Origin of the sequence: Synechococcus sp. H55.11 (genome assembly GCF_047462475.1) — a bacterium.
In the GTDB taxonomy this organism is placed as follows: Bacteria; Cyanobacteriota; Cyanobacteriia; order Thermostichales; family Thermostichaceae; genus Thermostichus.
In genome coordinates, this window is the sequence record NZ_JANSJI010000276.1 from 1 (window position 1) to 15,334 (window position 15,334).

Below are 15,334 nucleotides of genomic sequence, written 5' to 3' on the forward strand. Positions count from 1 at the left end.
GGGTGCCTCTGGGAGAGGGGCTGGGGGTGGTCGCGTGAGCGGCGCGGAGCGCTTGGGCTGGCGGCAAAGTGTCTTAATCTTGTTTAAAACGACTATAAAGGCTGGGCATTTCCCAGTGCAGCTCGACGTGGGTATGGCCTTCTGGGGTCTGGGTGCGGTGCCAGGATCCCTTGGGTAGATAGCGGGCGATGGTATTCATGGCCTTGCTGCCGTAGCCGCCACCAGGGCTGGGAGCGTATTCAACGCCGTCATTGACTACCGATAGGCAACAATGTCGCTCCGTTTGTGCCAGCGACACCCTGACGAAAGAAGCACTGCCTTTGGGGGGCTGTACGTGGGCGATGACATTGCCGATGGCCTCGCGCAAAAAACGCAAGATGTCCTCCCGTTGGTCGAACCACTCGCTGGTGTTGGGCTCCTGCAGAGGTTGCAGGTGGCGCTCTACGGACAAGGTCAGGCTGCCCGTCTGAATCAGCTCGTCCAGATAGGTGTCGATGCCCCGGTGCAAGCCTTCCCGCAAGCTGGGGGAGATATGCAGCTTGGTGGCCAGGGTGCGCACGTCGTTGAGCTGCTCGCGAATGCCCCGCCCGATCCTCTCCAGTTGTTCCAGCAGGCGATCGTAGATGGCGGGGTCAGAGTCTTTCCCCTGCTGCTGTTGCCATTGCAGGCTCTCCAGGTCGTCCATCACCACCTTCAGCTCCTGCAGCTCGCGATCGTGAATGTCGGTGGCTACTCGGTAGAGCAGCTTGCGGGCCTGGTCAACGGCGGCCTCCTGTTCGGCTCGGCGCAAGCGCTCCAATTCTTGTTGTTGAGCCAAAAGCCGCTCCTGATTCTCCACAATGACCAGAGTGAGCAGCAGGCTCACCCCTGTTAACCCACTGGCCAAGGCCGGCAAAACGAAAGGCCAAACCCAACGCCACAGCAGAAACTGGGCCACAGCCCACCCTTCGTAAACGGCCAGCCCCACCAGGGGCCGCAGGAGAAACCCCTGTTGTTGCCAGTCCCAATGGTTCAGTCGCAGGGAGGGGCGATAAAGTACCAAGAGCAGTCCCGTCCCTGCTCCCAGCAGCAAGACCACCCCGCCTGCCAGCCCTGACGGCAGGGAGTGGTACACGTCTCCGGTGAGCAGGCTGGACAAGATTTGCGCCTGCAGCTCCACTGCCGCAATCTGGGATCCATCCGCCGTTCGCACCGGGAAGGTCTCTGGGTAGCCGCCCACAAAGCCCACCAGGACAATTTTGTCCCGCAATTGGTCGGCAACTTTGGGGTTGAGGGGAGGGATCCCTTCCTGGCCGCGGCAGGCTTGGCCGGGGCTGAGCGTCGGGGAGCCGGATCCCGTCTGGGGGATCACCGGCGGACAGATCTGCTCGATGGGAATGATGGGGATGCTGTGCTGGGATCCGAGGGGGTTGAATTGAACTGGCTGCAAACCCCGCTGGCGAAACCAGCGGCTGGCCCGCTCCGGGTCGTACTTGGCAAAAGCCAGCGCTTCCACAGAGGCAAACATCTGCTCCTCTTGGCTGTCGCGGCGCAGGTAGAGCCCTCGCAACTGGGCCTGGCGCAGGATCCCGGCCCCATCGACTTGGTATTGCACCACCCCTTGCACGTGCTCTGGCGGCACCAAATACTCCAGTCGCAAGGACGAAAAGGGCAAGAAGTGGTTGTAGATGTTGATCTCGGCCCGGCCAAAGCTCTCGCTGCTGCGGGTGGCCAAAACCAAGCGATCCGGGTAGCGCTGCACCACCTGCCGCAAGGGGGCATCCAGGTTTTCGTTGCCCAGGTTTTGGGGCACCACAAAGCTGCTGGGCAGGTTCAGCACCACCACCCTGGCCTCGGCCTCTTCCAGCAGGCGCAAGGTCAGGCCGGCGTAGTTCGCCCGTTCCAGGAGAAAGTCAACATTGTGCTGGCCATCACCATTTTCTCCCTGCCCATCGATGCGGCCATCGATGCCGACGATCACCACTTTTGGAGAAGGTTGCTGAGGGCCGCGGTGGGCGTAGAGCCATTCCTGGGCGTCGCTCTCCAGCCGCAGCAACAACGGATGCTGGGCAGAAAGGTTGAGCAGGGTGGCCCACCCCAAGCCCCAAGCCAAGGCCCAACCCAGCCTCCGCCGCGAGGGCGACGGCCGAGCTTGAGAAACAGGATCTTGAGCCGTGAGAAAGTCAGGAGCGAACGGCACTGCAGACGCGAGCAAGCAAGAGGGAGCTTTCTCTGCCATTCTGGCTGTCGAGGGGATCCCAGTTGCTGGGGGGAAACCGCAGCTTCAGGGGTGATGGTTGCGCACCCGCGCGGCTTCCTCAGGGCTGATGCCAAGACGGGTGAGGTTGATGCGGCCTTTGTGATCGATGCTGCGCACCTTGACCACCACCTCATCCTCCACAGCAACCTCATCTTCTACCCGGGTGACGCGGTACTCCGCCAGTTGCGAAATGTGGATCATGCCTTCTTTGCCCGGCAAGAACTCCACAAAGGCGCCGATGGGGATGATGCGGGTCACCTTGCCCAGGTACACCTGCCCCTCTTCCACCCGCCGCACCAGGTTTTCGATCATCGCCCGCGCCGCTTCCGCCTGGCTGCCCACCGAGGAGGACACGGTGATCGTGCCATCGTCGCTGATGTCCACCTTGGCACCTGTCGCTTCCGTGATGCCGCGCACCGTCTTGCCACCAGGGCCGATGATCTTGCCGATATCCTCGGGATCCACCTTGAACGTGAGCAGACGGGGGGCTGTTTTGGCCAACTGGGGTCGAGGGGCAGGGATGACCTCCAGCATCTTGTCGAGGATAAACTCCCGCCCGGCCTTGGCCTGCTGGATGGCTTTCTCCACCACATCCACGGTGATGCCGGTGATTTTCATGTCCATCTGCAAAGCGGTGATCCCGGCCCGTGTGCCGGCCACCTTGAAGTCCATGTCGCCCAGAAAGTCCTCGATGCCCTGGATGTCGGTGAGGATGCGCACCTCATCCCCCTCCTTGATCAGGCCCATGGCTACCCCGCTGACTGGCGCTTTGATCGGCACCCCCGCGTCCATCAGGGACAGAGTAGAGCCGCAGACGGATCCCATTGAGGTAGAGCCGTTGGAAGAAAGCACCTCCGACACCACCCGCACCACATAGGGAAACTCCTCTTCCCTGGGCAGCACCGGCACCAAGGCCCGCTCGGCCAGCGCCCCATGGCCGATCTCCCGTCGTCCCGGCGAGCGCGAGGGCCGCGTTTCCCCCACCGAAAAGCCCGGAAAATTGTAGTGGTGCATATAGCGCTTTTCATCCACCGGGTGCAAGTCGTCCAGCTCCTGGGCATCGCCGGGAGTGCCGAGGGTGGTGATGGAAAGGACTTGGGTGAGGCCGCGGTTGAACAGAGCGCTGCCGTGCACCCGCGGGATCAAACCCACCCGGCAAGAGACCGGTCGCACCTCGTCCAGCTTGCGCCCATCCACCCGCACCCCCTCCCGCAGGATCTGCTGGCGCATCAGCTTCTTGGTGAGGGCCTTAAACTGATTGTCCAATTCTTTGGGGTTTTCCAGCAGATAAAGCCGCAAGGGATCCCCCTCTGGCCGCGCTTGGATTTGGGCCTCTAGCTTAGCCTTGATCGCCTCCAGTTGCTGCTCGCGGCTGGTCTTGTCCAGGAACTGCCTGAGGATAGAGCGAATGCCCTCCTGAGCCTGCTCTGCCACAAAGGCAACCAGCTCCTCATTGACAGGGGGAGGGGGCAGCTCTACAGGAGTGATGTTGAGATCTGCGAAGACTTGCTGTTGGGCCTTGAGCAGCTCTTGAATGGCCTCAAAACCAAACTCGATGGCCTCCACTATGTCCTTCTCCGGCAGTTGGTTGGCCCCCGCTTCCACCATGATCACGCCATCGGCACAGCCGGCCACCACCAGATCCAGGTCGCCGGCCTCAATTTCGGCATAGGTGGGGTTAAGGATAAATTCATCCTTGACCAAGCCCACCCGCACTGCCGCCACCGGTCCGTTGAAGGGGATGCGAGCGCCGTGAATCGCCAACGAGGCTCCCAAAATGCAGAGCACATCGGGCGGCACTGCATCGTCCACCGAGAGGGTGGTGGCCACCACCTGCACGTCGTCCCGCAGCCATTCCGGGAACAACGGACGAATGGGTCGGTCTATGAGACGAGAGATCAGAGTGGCCCGTTCCGGTGGCCGACCTTCCCGCCGCAAGTATCCCCCCGGGATCCGTCCGGCGGCGTAGAGGCGCTCTTCATAATCGACCAACAGGGGCATGAAATCGACACCAGGCCGCCCCGCCTGCCGGGTGGCTGTGACCAGAATCGAAGTTTCGCCCGAAGTCAGCCAGACCCCACACCCTGCCTGGGGAGCCATCAGCCCGATATTGATGTCAATTTCCCGCCCGTAAAAGGAAATCGACCGAGTGTATTCTGCCATGTAACGCTTCGCCTTCTTTTTTTCTTGACGTTATCGTAGCATTCTCCCTTTATTCTTCCTGTTCAGCCCCTGCTGACCGGCGGTATCAATACGACTTCATCTTCTGCCGATAGGGGGGTGTCGGCGGCTACAAAATCGAGGCTGAGAGCGAAAAAATTGCCCGTCTTGCAGCAGGGGTAAAACTGTTCTTCTGGCTCTGGTCGGGGAGCTGCGGTAAGGCTAGGGTAGGCCAGATGCTCGCTTGCCGCCAACCCAACGGGTTCCCGTGCTGATGCTAGAGCCGCTGACGCCTGCCCAAATCAGGGCCTACCTGGAGCGCATTGGCTACGTCGGCCCCACCCAGCCCACCCCGCAAACCCTACGCCAAATCCACCTGGCCCACCTGCTGCGGGTGCCGTTTGAAAATCTGGATATTCACTGGGGTCGCCCCATTCGCCTGGAGCGGGATTTCTTGTTCCAAAAAATCGTCCGCGAGCGGCGGGGCGGCTTTTGCTTTGAACTGAACAGCCTGCTGGCCGCTGCTCTGCAGGGGATGGGGTTTTCGGTCCATCTGCTCTCGGGACAGGTGAGCCGGGCCGTTCACGCTACTCGGACTGATGGCTGCTTTGGCCCCGAATGCGACCATCTGGCCCTGCAGGTGAGCTGCGGCGATGAAACATGGCTGGCAGATGTGGGCTATGGAGATGCCTTTCGGGAGCCGTTGCGGTTGGGGGATCCCAGCATCCAAGCCCAGGCGGAAGGGCGCTACCGCCTCACCCCCTGGCCCGCAGCTCCCGCACGCTACTGGCTGGTTCAACAGGAACGACCGGATCGCACCTGGAAAACCCTCTTCCTGCTGGATCGGATCCCGCGCCAACTGCAGGAGTTCGAGCCCATGTGCCGCTTCCACCAAACGTCGCCGGCATCCAGGTTTACCCGCCTGCGCCTGTGCAGCCTGGCCACCCCCAGCGGACGGATCACCCTCACCGCCCGCGCCGATGGCTCCCTCTTTAAATGGATCGAGACCACCCCAGAAGGCCGCCGGGAACGCCCCCTCAAGGACGAGAAAGAATACGAACACCTGCTGGCTTGCGCCTTCGGGATCCGCCTGCCGCCGGGGATCCCAGGAGAAAAATTGCAAGACCCAAGCCAACCGGCATTCCAACAGAGACCACCCCAATCTCCCCCCAGCAGGGTCAGAACCCCTGCCAACTAATGTCAGAATAAAGGTTGGCAATGTTTCGTTATCCCAGTAACCGTTATGGATGCTGCCGCGGTCGCTGCATTTGATGGCCAAGCCCTCGATCACGTGCTCATTTTCGACACCACCCTGCGCGACGGGGAGCAGTGCCCCGGCGCCACCCTCAACACCGAAGAAAAGCTGGCCATTGCCCGGCAACTGGCCCGGCTGGGAGTGGACATCATCGAAGCGGGGTTTGCCTATGCCAGCCCTGGCGATTTCGAGGCGGTGCAGAAGGTGGCCGAACAGGTGGGCACCCCCGATGGCCCTGTGATTTGCAGCCTGGCCCGCGCCCTCAAGCCGGATATTGAGGCAGCCGCCGAAGCCCTCAAGCCTGCCGCCAAGCCGCGCATTCACACCTTCATCTCCACCTCCGACATTCACCTCAAGTACCAGTTGCGCAAGACCCGCGCCGAAGTGCTGCAAATTGCCGAAGAGATGGTGGCTTATGCCAAGTCCTTCGTGGAGGATGTGGAGTTTTCCATGATGGACGCCACCCGCTCCGATCCGGAGTTTCTGTACCAGGTGATCGAGGCAGCCATTCGGGCGGGAGCCAAAACCATCAACATCCCCGACACCGTCGGCTACGTCATGCCGGAGGAGTTCGGCCAACTGATCAAGGGCATCCGCGAGAACGTGCCCAACATCAAGCAAGCGATCCTTTCTGTGCACGGGCACGACGACTTGGGCGTCTCGGTGGCCAACTTCCTGGAAGCGATTAAGCAAGGCGCACGTCAGGTGGAAGTGACGGTCAACGGCATTGGCGAGCGGGCCGGCAACACGGCGCTGGAAGAATTGGTGATGGCCCTGCACGTGCGGCGCAGCTACTTCAACCCCTACTTCGGCCTGCCCGTAGACTCCGAGAAGCCCCTCACCCACATCAAAACGCAGGAGATCTACCGCACCTCCCGTCTGGTCTCCAACCTCACCGGCCTGCTGGTGCAGCCCAACAAGGCCATCGTCGGCTCCAACGCCTTTGCCCACGAATCGGGCATCCACCAGGACGGCATGCTCAAAAACCGCCAGACCTACGAGATCATGGACGCCCAGACCATCGGCCTGCAATCGAGCACCTTGGTGTTGGGCAAGCACTCGGGCCGTAATGCCTTCCGCACTCGCTTGAAAGAACTGGGGTTCGAGCTGTCGGAGCAGGATTTGAACAAAGCCTTCTTGCGCTTCAAAGAGCTGGCCGACAAGAAAAAAGAAATCTCCGATCTGGATCTGGAAGCAATTGTTAACGACGAAACTCGCTCGGTGCCCGAACTCTACCGTCTAGAGCATGTGCAAGTGGTGTGCGGCAACCGCGAGGCTCCCACCGCCACGGTGCGCCTGATCACTCCTGAGGGGGAAGAGCGGGTAGATGCGGCCGTAGGCACAGGCCCGGTGGATGCGGTGTACAAGGCCATCAACCGCATTGTCAACATCCCCAACAGGCTGATCGAGTTTTCCGTCCAATCGGTTACCGCCGGCATCGACGCCATCGGGGAAGTGACCATCCGCCTGCGCCACGAAGACCGCATCTTCTCCGGCCATGCCGCCAACACCGACATCATTGTCGCTTCGGCCCAAGCCTACATGAATGCCCTCAATAAGCTCTACTTTGCCCTGCACGCGGCGCGCTCTACCCCTGAACAGCGGGAGGCCGCTACTCAAAAAATCTGATGGGAGGGTGGCAATCCCGTATCCAGCCAAGCGGTTTGCGCGGCGAGACGGGATCCTTTATAGCCATCCAAGCAACTCAACACTGTTATGGGCTGGCCAAAGGGATCCCATCCGCAAACACCCGCCCGATCACTTCCTCGATGGGCGGATCTGTTATTGTTAGATCCAACACCTCCAGCTCCGCCAACAACTGGGCCACCGTCTGGGTAAGCTGCTCCCGCTGCACCCACAGCCGCGCCTCGCAGCCGTCGGGATCCCCCTCGCTGCGCACCTCCCCATAACGCTGCAGTTGGGCAACAGAGCAAGGACGGGCCAATTCCAACTTGACTTCTCGGTAGGGGGCAAAGCGCTCCAGCAGCGCCTCCAGGTCACCATCGTAGATGAGCCGCCCCGCGTTGATGACCAACACCCGTTGGCACAGCGCGGTGATATCGGCCATATAATGGCTGGTCAACAATACCGTCGCCCCGTAGCGGCGGTTGTAATCCCGCAAAAATTGCCGCACACTGACCTGGGCGTTGACATCCAACCCCAAGGTGGGCTCATCCAAAAACAAGATCTGCGGGCGGTGCACCAGGGCCGCCAACAGCTCCGCCTTCATCCGCTCCCCTAGGGAAAGCTTGCGCACCGGCTGCTTCAGCTTGCCTGCCAAGTTGAGCAGCTCCGCCAGCTCCCCCACCCGTTCGCGAAACTCCTTCTCCGGGATCTCGTAAACGGCGGCGTTAATCCGCAGAGAGTCTATCGCCGGCAGATCCCAGATGAGCTGCTGCTTCTGCCCCATCACCAGGGTGATCTGCCGCAAAAAAGATGGCTCGCGCCGGTAGGGCACGTGGCCGACCACCTGCAGCGTGCCCCCAGAAGGATAGATCAAGCCGGTCAACATCTTGAGGGTGGTGGTCTTGCCTGCTCCGTTCGGCCCCAAGAACCCCACCACCTCCCCCGGCTGAACCTGAAAGCTGATGGACTGCACTGCCGGGATGTAGCGGTAGGTGCGGCGAAAGAAGTGGCGCAGGGTGCCCACCACTCCCGGCTCCTTGATGGCCACCGGGTAAACCTTGCTCAGGTTGTAAGCAGCGATGATCGGTTCCAGCCGGGCCGGCACATGAGGCAACATCTATCCCTCCCATGAAACAACCAGATCCGCCACCCCAGCCCCAAGGGCACATCTTTTGGAGCTGGGCATACCGGATCTGGAGAGGGCTATTCTCAGTATCTGAGGGAAAGAAACAAAGGGATAGGGAAACTACAGCAGTCCTACGTCCATCCCAGGCTTGCCCGTGGCCAGCTCTACCTTCAGGATACGGCCACCCGATTTCTGGATGCGCTGCTGCTCCCGAAACCAGTTTTCGTAGGGCACCAGCTTTGTGAAGTAGGTGTTTTGCAGCTCCCGCTGGGTGCGAATCCGGGTTTGGCTGGGCACACAGGCCGTGATCTTAAACATGCGCATGATATGGGATCCCCGCTCAACAACGAAATGGGCCGTCTTGACCAGCAAAACAGGCGACCTACCTCAGAAAGCTCGCGTACCCCCATCAGCACACCAGATCCCTGCGGCAAGTCGCCCGTCGTGCTCGTTGGACAATGAACCTTACGCCGAAGCAATGGCGCTGGTAGCTAGCTCAGACCAGAGCAGATGTAATCGAAATACACACCCATTTCCTTGCCGGCATCAGCACCCACCAGAGCGGCTGTTACCTCTTTCATGGCTTGGATGGCCTGGATGGTGGCCCCAATGGGCACTCCCAGCGAATTGTAGGTCTCCTTGAGCCCGTTCAGCACCCGCTCATCGAGAATGGAGGGATCCCCGGCCAGCATGGCGTAGGTGGCGTAGCGCAGGTAGTAGTCCATGTCGCGAATGCAAGCGGCATAGCGACGGGTGGTGTACATGTTGCCACCGGGACGGGTGAGATCAGAGTACAGCAAGGCCTTGGCAGCCGCATCCTTGACGATGGTGGAGGCATTGGCCGCGATGGTGGCAGCCGCCCGCACCCGCAACTCGCCCGTGGCGAAGAAAGCTTTCAGCTTCTCCATGGCCGAGTTGTCCAGATACTTGCCTTGGACATCGTAGCTGTTGATCACAGCGGTAATCGCGTCTTGCATGATGAGCTTCCTATCAAGTCGGTGAACAGCAAACGGTTGTGCAGCAAAAACAATGAGGGACTAGCTCATTGCCCCCACCACAAAGTCGAAGTAGTAGCCGGCTTCAGCCGCATCGTCGGGAGAGAGCAGACCCATGGCCACCTGCTTCATTTGACGAATGCTCTCGGCCACCGCCGGAATGGGTGTGCCCAAAGAGTTGTACATCTCGCGGACACCCACCAGACCGATCTCTTCGATGGGGGTGACGTCGCCGGCAATGACACCGTAGGTGATCAGGCGCAGGTAGTAGTCCATATCCCGCAGGCAAGTCGCCGTCATCTCTTCCCCGTAGGCATTGCCCCCTGGGGAGACGATGTCAGGGCGCTTCTGGAAGAGTTGGTCGGCAGCTTGTTTGACGATGCGCTCACGAGACTCGGTTAAGACTTGAGCAATGCGCAACCGCTTCTCACCCGAGGCAACAAAGGACTTGATTCGATCCAGTTCCCCCGGGCTGAGGTAGCGGGCCTCCGCGTCCGCGTTCACAATCGATTTCGTAACAACACTCATGGATATCCATCCTCAAGTCGATTTTTTAAAGAGTATGACGAGCATACCCGCAAGCTATTTTCCGATATGCTTGCCGTCTACCATCTCAGATCTTCACACTTCTTAAAGTCTCTCCCAGAAAAGGGACGGTCTCATGCCCACCCCAACAGGAGAGTGCTCTCCCCCAAGTCCGGCAAGAGAGGGGTTACAATCGAGGGTGAAAGTTAAGTCGCCAGGGGATCCCTGCAGGCTTGCTTTAGGACATGCGTTGAGGTTGCGATGACGGATGCCTCTGGGTCAGAACGATTGAAGCGAGCGAAAGGTTCTCAGGATCCTTCTGAGGCTGCTCCCTCATCTCTGCCGGATCACCTGATCCGGGCCACGGCGGCGGAGGGCAAGATTCGGGTGGTGGGCTTGGTGTCTACGCAGGCGGTGCAAGAGGCCCGGGAGCGGCACAAGCTTTCCTATGTGGCGACGGTGGCCCTGGGGCGGGCCATGAACGCAGCCCTGTTGCTGGCGGCCAACCTAAAGCGACGCCAGGCGCGGATTAACCTGCAACTGAAAGGGAATGGCCCCTTGGGCAACATCTGGGTGGATGCCGGCTTGGACGGCACGGTACGCGGCTATGTGAGCAACCCGGCCATCGAGCTTCCCCTCACCCCTGAGAGCAAGTTGGATGTGGGCCAAGCCGTTGGGCGCTATGGCTACCTCCATGTGCTGCGGGACTTGGGGTACGGCCAGCCTTACACCAGCGCGGTGGAGCTGGTTTCGGGAGAGGTGGGAGACGATATCAGCTACTACCTCTCCTCCTCAGAGCAGATCCCTTCGGCAGTCCTTTTGGGGGTCAACCTCGATTCGCAGCGGGTGCGGGCTGCCGGTGGAGTGTTGTTGCAACTGATGCCAGGGGCGCCGGCCAGCCTGATCCCGGAAATGGAGGCCCGTTTGGCCAAGGTGGAGGAATTTAGCCCGATGCTGGCTTGTGGTGGCGGTTTGCGGGAGCTGTTGCAAATTTGCTTGGGCGACTTGGATCTCAAGATCGCGCCGGAAATGCGCGCCATCCGCTTCTATTGCAAGTGCAATTCCGACCGGGTGAAGGGGGCGCTGCGCATGTTGGGGCGGGACGAGCTCATCGACATGATCCGTACCGACAAGGGAGCAGAGGCGGTTTGCCAGTTCTGCAACGAGGTCTACCGCATCTCGGAGGATGAGCTGCGCTCAATTGTGGCGGAGATGTCGGCAAACCCATAGCACCCCGTGATGGCAGAATAATCGCCAGGTACGGGATCCCTGCTCTTCTATGTCCTCTGAGACTGCTGCCCCTGAGCTCTCGGTTGTCATCCCCTGCAAAAATGAGGCGGAGAACCTGGATCACCTGTTCGAGCGCCTGCGCCTAACCTTGGATCCATTGGGGATCCCCTACGAGATCATCTGTGTCAACGACGGCAGCCAGGACGACACGCTGGAAAAGCTTATTGCCTTCCATCGCCAGGATCCCCGCATCAAGGTGGTGAACCTTTCCCGCTGTTTTGGCAAGGAAATTGCCCTCACCGCCGGCTTGGACTACGCTGCGGGCAGAGCCGTTGTTCCCATCGACGCCGACCTGCAGGATCCCCCAGAGCTGATCCCGGAAATGCTGCAGCAGTGGCGGCAGGGCTACCAGGTGGTGTGTGCCGTGCGCCGCAGCCGCCAAGGGGAAAGCTGGCTAAAACGCTTCACCGCCAACGGGTTTTATTGGGTCATTGACCAGCTCAGCCAGGTGCGGATCCCGCGCAATACAGGAGATTTTCGGCTGTTGGATCGGCAGGTGGTAGACGCCATCAAGCAACTGCGGGAGCGCACTCGCTTTATGAAAGGGATCTTTGCCTGGGTAGGCTACCGGCAGGTGGCCATTTTTTACGACCGTGCCCCCCGTTTTCGCGGCAAAACCCAGTGGAACTACTGGCGGCTGTGGAACCTAGCCATAGAAGGCATCACCTCTTTTAGCTCTTGGCCCTTGCGGGTGTGGAGCTATCTGGGCTTGGCGATCTCGCTGGCGGCTCTGCTGTATGGCCTTTTCCTCGTCATTCGTACTTTGCTGTTTGGCTCCGACGTGCCCGGCTACGCCTCTTTGGCGGTGATGACCTTGTTTTTGGGCGGGATCCAGTTGATTAGCCTGGGCGTGATTGGAGAGTATCTGGGCCGCATTTTTGAAGAGGTGAAAGGCCGTCCCTTGTACCTAGTCAATGGCTCCTTTGGGTTCGAGACCCTGCAGCCTTCCCCTGCTCCAGAATCAGATCCAATGTCCACTCCTATTTGAGGGTTTTGCGTCCCGAAGCGGCATATTCTCGGTACTCGCGCACAAAGATCTCCTGCATCTGGGCCTGGGAAAGCTGGATCCCTTGGATTTCGGCGCGGGCGATGGCCTTCATCAGCTCGATATAGGCCAGGCCAAGGGAAAGGGTCAGGGTAGCCGCTGTGGTGGACTGGATGATGCCGCCTGCCAGGGATCCCACGCCGGGGATCAACTTCAGCAGGTTTGAGACAATGGCCCGCCCAGTGACTACTGCGCCCCCAATTCCCGCCAAAGCCGCCATCAAAGAGTAGTAAAAAGAAGGGGAGGCTTTATAGCCAAAGATAAAGCTGATATTGGCAATCATGCCCACTTGTGCTGCTGCCAGTAGAGGGGCATCGGCAAAAGGAAGAGGTGCGGCGCCGATGAACGCTGCGCTGGCCACATAGCCCGATACATACTTAAAAGCAGCATCGGCCTTGAGATCCACCCGCAGCAATTGCTGGCGGATAAAGGCAAGGCGGGCTACCTCTGGCAGCAGCTCCGAGGTGCAGCCGATTAGGTGCTCTAGCCCGTGGGCGGGGACGGTGAGGTGTCGGTTAATAGCCTTGTCCTTAGCCAAAAGAGGAACAATGTAGCGAACAGGGAGATTTTGGCGCTGCAAGTACTGAAAAAACTCGCTCTCTTCGGGATTGGGATATTCCAGGCATTGGGTCAAGACTAAGATGACCGGCACATCTTTGAGTTCCAAATCCTTTAGCCACTTGCGCTCGGTTTCCTCCAGCCGCTTCAGCTCGTGGTGGATGCAATACCAAACAATGTGAATGTGATGTTCGGGATCCTTGAGGCGCAGCTCGTCGATCAGTTGGGACACCTCGAGGCGGATCTGGATATTCTGGTCTCCCGCCAATTCCATGCCAGGTGTATCGTAGATGGTGATTGGGCAGCCTTGCTTGGAATATTGGCGAATGTGGCGGGTAACAGGGCTGCCAACACCAGTGCGGGCCAGCTCATCTTTAAACACCGCGTTGACCAAGGTGCTTTTGCCCACCCCACTTTTGCCAATCACCAGGACATTACAGTGGCCCATTTCTGCCTCTGCTTCCAGCAGGCTCTCTTTGAACAGGTGGCCGGCCCAATCCCAAGGTTCCTGCGGTTTCCCCCCAGCCCGCGCAACTGTTTGATGGGTTAGGCGAATCAGTTTTTCTATCCAGGAGTGGCTTTCTGGCTCCGTTTGCGACATGCTCCATCTCCAGGTACGGGATCAACTGGGCTAACGCTCCCAGTCCAGTGTAAATCGGGAAGATGCGGCTACTCTCTGACCAGCCCACCGGTTCTGCTGCAACAAGCACTTTGTTGAGAGCTATTCACAAGAACTGTTGAGTTAGACTATGCTGGGGTGAGGATAGCCCCAAGAAACCCTGGATCTGTCCACTCGAGTAGGCTGGACAATTAGCTCTCTTACTTCGGAGAACCTTGCCCTATGTCTGAAACCTCAACCTTGCGCCAGTCCTTCAACAGCGTGCGCAACAACCCTGTCTCCCTCGGCCTGGAGGTGACCCAGCCGATCTGCGAGGGGATGAACGCCCTTCTGGCCAGCTTCCAAGGGCTGTACTTGCAGTACCAGAAGCATCACTTCGTAGTAGAGGGCACCGAGTTCTACCCGCTACACCAATTGTTCAAGGATCACTACGAGCAGGTGAGGGAACATGTCCACGACCTGGGAGAACGCCTCGAAGGTCTGGGGGGTGTGCCGGTAGCCACCTTCAGCACCTTGGCCCGCCTCTGCTGCTTTACCCCTGAGCCGGATGGCGCTTTTGAGGCGCGGCAAATGTTGCAAAATGACCTGGCGGCAGAGCAGGCCATCATCGATTTGCTGCGGCGCCAAGCCGCCCAAGCGGAAAGCTTAGGGGATCGTGCCACCCGCTACCTCTACGAGCAGACTCTGCTCAAGACGGAAGACCGGGCCTTCCACCTCAACCACTTCCTGGCCAACGACAGCCTAGTGTTTGGCTTGATGGACGGCAGAGCCTAGTCAGGATCTGGGGCAGGTTCGCCGGCCAGGTGACCTGTCCTTAGACCTGAGGGCTTATTTTTGTAAGCATTTGTTGAAAATTCATATCATTACTGCCCGATTGGGTTTAGATTTATTTGCCGAGGTTTTGCTCCTAGCCATGAACCCTGTATCTTTTGAGGGCAGCTATTGTTTGCAGATCCCCTTAGGGGAACGCTGGCGCATTGGGCGGCGGCTGGTGGAGTTGGGGATCCCGGCGGTCTGTGCAGGAGAGGGCCATTTACAGGTGCAGGTGGACACGCCTCTGGCCCTGTTGCAGGTGCGCAGCGTGATCCGCCAATACACGGCGCGGCGGCGGGAGTTATTGGACAGCCTAGAGACGTGTTGGCAGCTCAACCCTGGGGGACAAGATGAGCAAGTTGGCTAAGCAAAGGATCCCGTTCGAGTCAGAAGGTCAGTTCCTGGGATTTCTTCCCGATAAGGATGGCAAGCTCAAGTACTTGCGCTGGCAGGCCGGAGCGGAAGTGTTTGCCGGCAAGATCCCCAAGCCGCTGCGCTCTGAGCTCTACCGCAGCCTCAAACCTGGAGATAGGGTGCAGATTGCGGGGGAGCGGGAAGTGGATCCGCTCAAGGGGCGGGAGAAATGGGTGCTCTGCCACGTGGTTCCTGTCCAGGCTTCCCCGGTAGCAGCCATGTCTTCCCCGAAGGCCGCTCCCGGATCGGAGGAAGCGAGGAAAGGGGTCGTCTTGGTCTGTCAGAAGTCTGATTGCTGTCGGCGGGGGGCGATGGCGGTGATACAGGCTCTGCAGGCACACTTGGCAGCCTACCCGGAGACCATTCGGGTGCAGGGAGTGGGCTGCATGAAGGACTGCAAACGGGGGCCGAACGTGGTGTTCCTGCCCGACAAGGCTCGCTACAGCGGCGTTTCTCCGCAAGGGATCCCGGCTTTGTTGGAGCGGCATTTTCCGATTGCTTCGTTGCAGGTACAGCAGGTTGAGACGGCGGCTTCCTCCTGACGCTCATGCTGATCCCCCCACGGGCGAGCGGATTTCCCTTGACTTTTCGCTTAATTTTCACTGGTGGCGGGCCACAATTGATGTCCTCACCCCCGTCCCCTCTCCCTCAGGGAGAGGGGAGTTAGGG

At 59.7% G+C, this 15,334-nt stretch carries 14 protein-coding genes; 7 read left to right on the top strand and 7 right to left on the bottom strand.

Features of this window, described 5'->3' with window-relative positions:
- Positions 1–73: 73 nt before the first annotated feature.
- On the bottom strand, positions 74–2,092 hold the full coding sequence (locus NW853_RS11125; RefSeq protein ID WP_414349039.1) for a CHASE2 domain-containing protein: 2,019 nt from the start codon (positions 2,090–2,092) through the stop codon (positions 74–76).
- A gap of 171 nt (positions 2,093–2,263) precedes the next feature.
- Positions 2,264–4,402 (bottom strand): polyribonucleotide nucleotidyltransferase, encoded by a 2,139-nt coding sequence (locus tag NW853_RS11130; RefSeq protein ID WP_414335142.1) that lies wholly within the window; start codon positions 4,400–4,402, stop codon positions 2,264–2,266.
- A 271-nt stretch (positions 4,403–4,673) separates the two neighbouring features.
- Between NW853_RS11130 and NW853_RS11135 the strand changes: the two genes are divergently transcribed.
- Both NW853_RS11135 and NW853_RS11140 read left to right on the top strand, forming a co-directional pair.
- Positions 4,674–5,597: an arylamine N-acetyltransferase family protein gene (locus NW853_RS11135; protein ID WP_414349040.1), complete on the top strand. Its 924-nt coding sequence runs from the start codon at positions 4,674–4,676 to the stop codon at positions 5,595–5,597.
- A 45-nt stretch (positions 5,598–5,642) separates the two neighbouring features.
- On the top strand, positions 5,643–7,283 hold the full coding sequence (locus tag NW853_RS11140; RefSeq protein ID WP_414335140.1) for a 2-isopropylmalate synthase: 1,641 nt from the start codon (positions 5,643–5,645) through the stop codon (positions 7,281–7,283).
- 85 nt (positions 7,284–7,368) lie between these two features.
- Here NW853_RS11140 and NW853_RS11145 read toward each other — a convergent pair whose 3' ends face one another.
- The 4 genes from NW853_RS11145 to NW853_RS11160 all read right to left on the bottom strand — a co-directional run bounded on the left by NW853_RS11145 (position 7,369) and on the right by NW853_RS11160 (position 9,929).
- The gene (locus NW853_RS11145; protein ID WP_414335139.1) at positions 7,369–8,397 is read right to left on the bottom strand and encodes an ABC transporter ATP-binding protein; all 1,029 of its coding nucleotides are present in this window, start codon (positions 8,395–8,397) and stop codon (positions 7,369–7,371) included.
- Between the two features lie 129 nt (positions 8,398–8,526).
- The gene (locus NW853_RS11150; RefSeq protein WP_011433055.1) at positions 8,527–8,730 is read right to left on the bottom strand and encodes a phycobilisome linker polypeptide; all 204 of its coding nucleotides are present in this window, start codon (positions 8,728–8,730) and stop codon (positions 8,527–8,529) included.
- A 167-nt stretch (positions 8,731–8,897) separates the two neighbouring features.
- Positions 8,898–9,383: an allophycocyanin subunit beta gene (gene apcB / locus NW853_RS11155; RefSeq protein WP_414335138.1), complete on the bottom strand. Its 486-nt coding sequence runs from the start codon at positions 9,381–9,383 to the stop codon at positions 8,898–8,900.
- Between the two features lie 60 nt (positions 9,384–9,443).
- Positions 9,444–9,929: an allophycocyanin gene (locus tag NW853_RS11160; protein WP_414331342.1), complete on the bottom strand. Its 486-nt coding sequence runs from the start codon at positions 9,927–9,929 to the stop codon at positions 9,444–9,446.
- A gap of 336 nt (positions 9,930–10,265) precedes the next feature.
- On the opposite strand from NW853_RS11160, the gene hslO reads away from it, so the two are divergent.
- Positions 10,266–11,156 (top strand): Hsp33 family molecular chaperone HslO, encoded by an 891-nt coding sequence (hslO, locus tag NW853_RS11165; RefSeq protein WP_414335144.1) that lies wholly within the window; start codon positions 10,266–10,268, stop codon positions 11,154–11,156.
- Positions 11,157–11,205: 49 nt separating this feature from the next.
- Positions 11,206–12,204, top strand: coding sequence for a glycosyltransferase family 2 protein (locus NW853_RS11170; protein ID WP_414349041.1), 999 nt, complete (start codon positions 11,206–11,208; stop codon positions 12,202–12,204).
- On the opposite strand, the gene NW853_RS11175 is transcribed toward NW853_RS11170, so the two are convergent.
- Positions 12,197–13,420, bottom strand: a complete 1,224-nt coding sequence (locus NW853_RS11175; protein ID WP_414349042.1) for a YcjF family protein — start codon at positions 13,418–13,420, stop codon at positions 12,197–12,199. The genes NW853_RS11170 and NW853_RS11175 overlap by 8 nt on opposite strands.
- Positions 13,421–13,660: 240 nt before the next feature.
- On the opposite strand from NW853_RS11175, the gene NW853_RS11180 reads away from it, so the two are divergent.
- The 3 genes from NW853_RS11180 to NW853_RS11190 all read left to right on the top strand — a co-directional run bounded on the left by NW853_RS11180 (position 13,661) and on the right by NW853_RS11190 (position 15,207).
- Positions 13,661–14,212 (top strand): Dps family protein, encoded by a 552-nt coding sequence (locus NW853_RS11180; protein ID WP_414349043.1) that lies wholly within the window; start codon positions 13,661–13,663, stop codon positions 14,210–14,212.
- A gap of 139 nt (positions 14,213–14,351) precedes the next feature.
- Entirely contained in the window at positions 14,352–14,618 is a 267-nt protein-coding gene (locus NW853_RS11185; RefSeq protein ID WP_414349044.1) for an Asr1405/Asl0597 family protein, read from the top strand.
- A complete protein-coding gene (locus NW853_RS11190) occupies positions 14,602–15,207 on the top strand; it encodes a (2Fe-2S) ferredoxin domain-containing protein (RefSeq protein ID WP_414349045.1) in 606 nt (201 codons plus the stop codon). Before NW853_RS11185 ends, NW853_RS11190 begins: the two co-directional genes overlap by 17 nt.
- Positions 15,208–15,334: the final 127 nt, after the last annotated feature.

What these genes read in the sequence shown, in the direction of transcription:
- NW853_RS11190 (WP_414349045.1), top strand. Translation starts at nt 14,602, where the DNA reads ATGAGCAAGTTGGCTAAGCAAAGGATCCCGTTCGAGTCAGAAGGTCAG.
- NW853_RS11130 (WP_414335142.1), bottom strand. Translation starts at nt 4,402, where the DNA reads ATGGCAGAATACACTCGGTCGATTTCCTTTTACGGGCGGGAAATTGAC.
- NW853_RS11160 (WP_414331342.1), bottom strand. Translation starts at nt 9,929, where the DNA reads ATGAGTGTTGTTACGAAATCGATTGTGAACGCGGACGCGGAGGCCCGC.
- apcB (WP_414335138.1), bottom strand. Translation starts at nt 9,383, where the DNA reads ATGCAAGACGCGATTACCGCTGTGATCAACAGCTACGATGTCCAAGGC.
- NW853_RS11175 (WP_414349042.1), bottom strand. Translation starts at nt 13,420, where the DNA reads ATGTCGCAAACGGAGCCAGAAAGCCACTCCTGGATAGAAAAACTGATT.
- NW853_RS11145 (WP_414335139.1), bottom strand. Translation starts at nt 8,397, where the DNA reads ATGTTGCCTCATGTGCCGGCCCGGCTGGAACCGATCATCGCTGCTTAC.
- NW853_RS11170 (WP_414349041.1), top strand. Translation starts at nt 11,206, where the DNA reads ATGTCCTCTGAGACTGCTGCCCCTGAGCTCTCGGTTGTCATCCCCTGC.
- NW853_RS11150 (WP_011433055.1), bottom strand. Translation starts at nt 8,730, where the DNA reads ATGCGCATGTTTAAGATCACGGCCTGTGTGCCCAGCCAAACCCGGATT.
- NW853_RS11140 (WP_414335140.1), top strand. Translation starts at nt 5,643, where the DNA reads ATGGATGCTGCCGCGGTCGCTGCATTTGATGGCCAAGCCCTCGATCAC.
- NW853_RS11135 (WP_414349040.1), top strand. Translation starts at nt 4,674, where the DNA reads ATGCTAGAGCCGCTGACGCCTGCCCAAATCAGGGCCTACCTGGAGCGC.
- NW853_RS11180 (WP_414349043.1), top strand. Translation starts at nt 13,661, where the DNA reads ATGTCTGAAACCTCAACCTTGCGCCAGTCCTTCAACAGCGTGCGCAAC.
- NW853_RS11185 (WP_414349044.1), top strand. Translation starts at nt 14,352, where the DNA reads ATGAACCCTGTATCTTTTGAGGGCAGCTATTGTTTGCAGATCCCCTTA.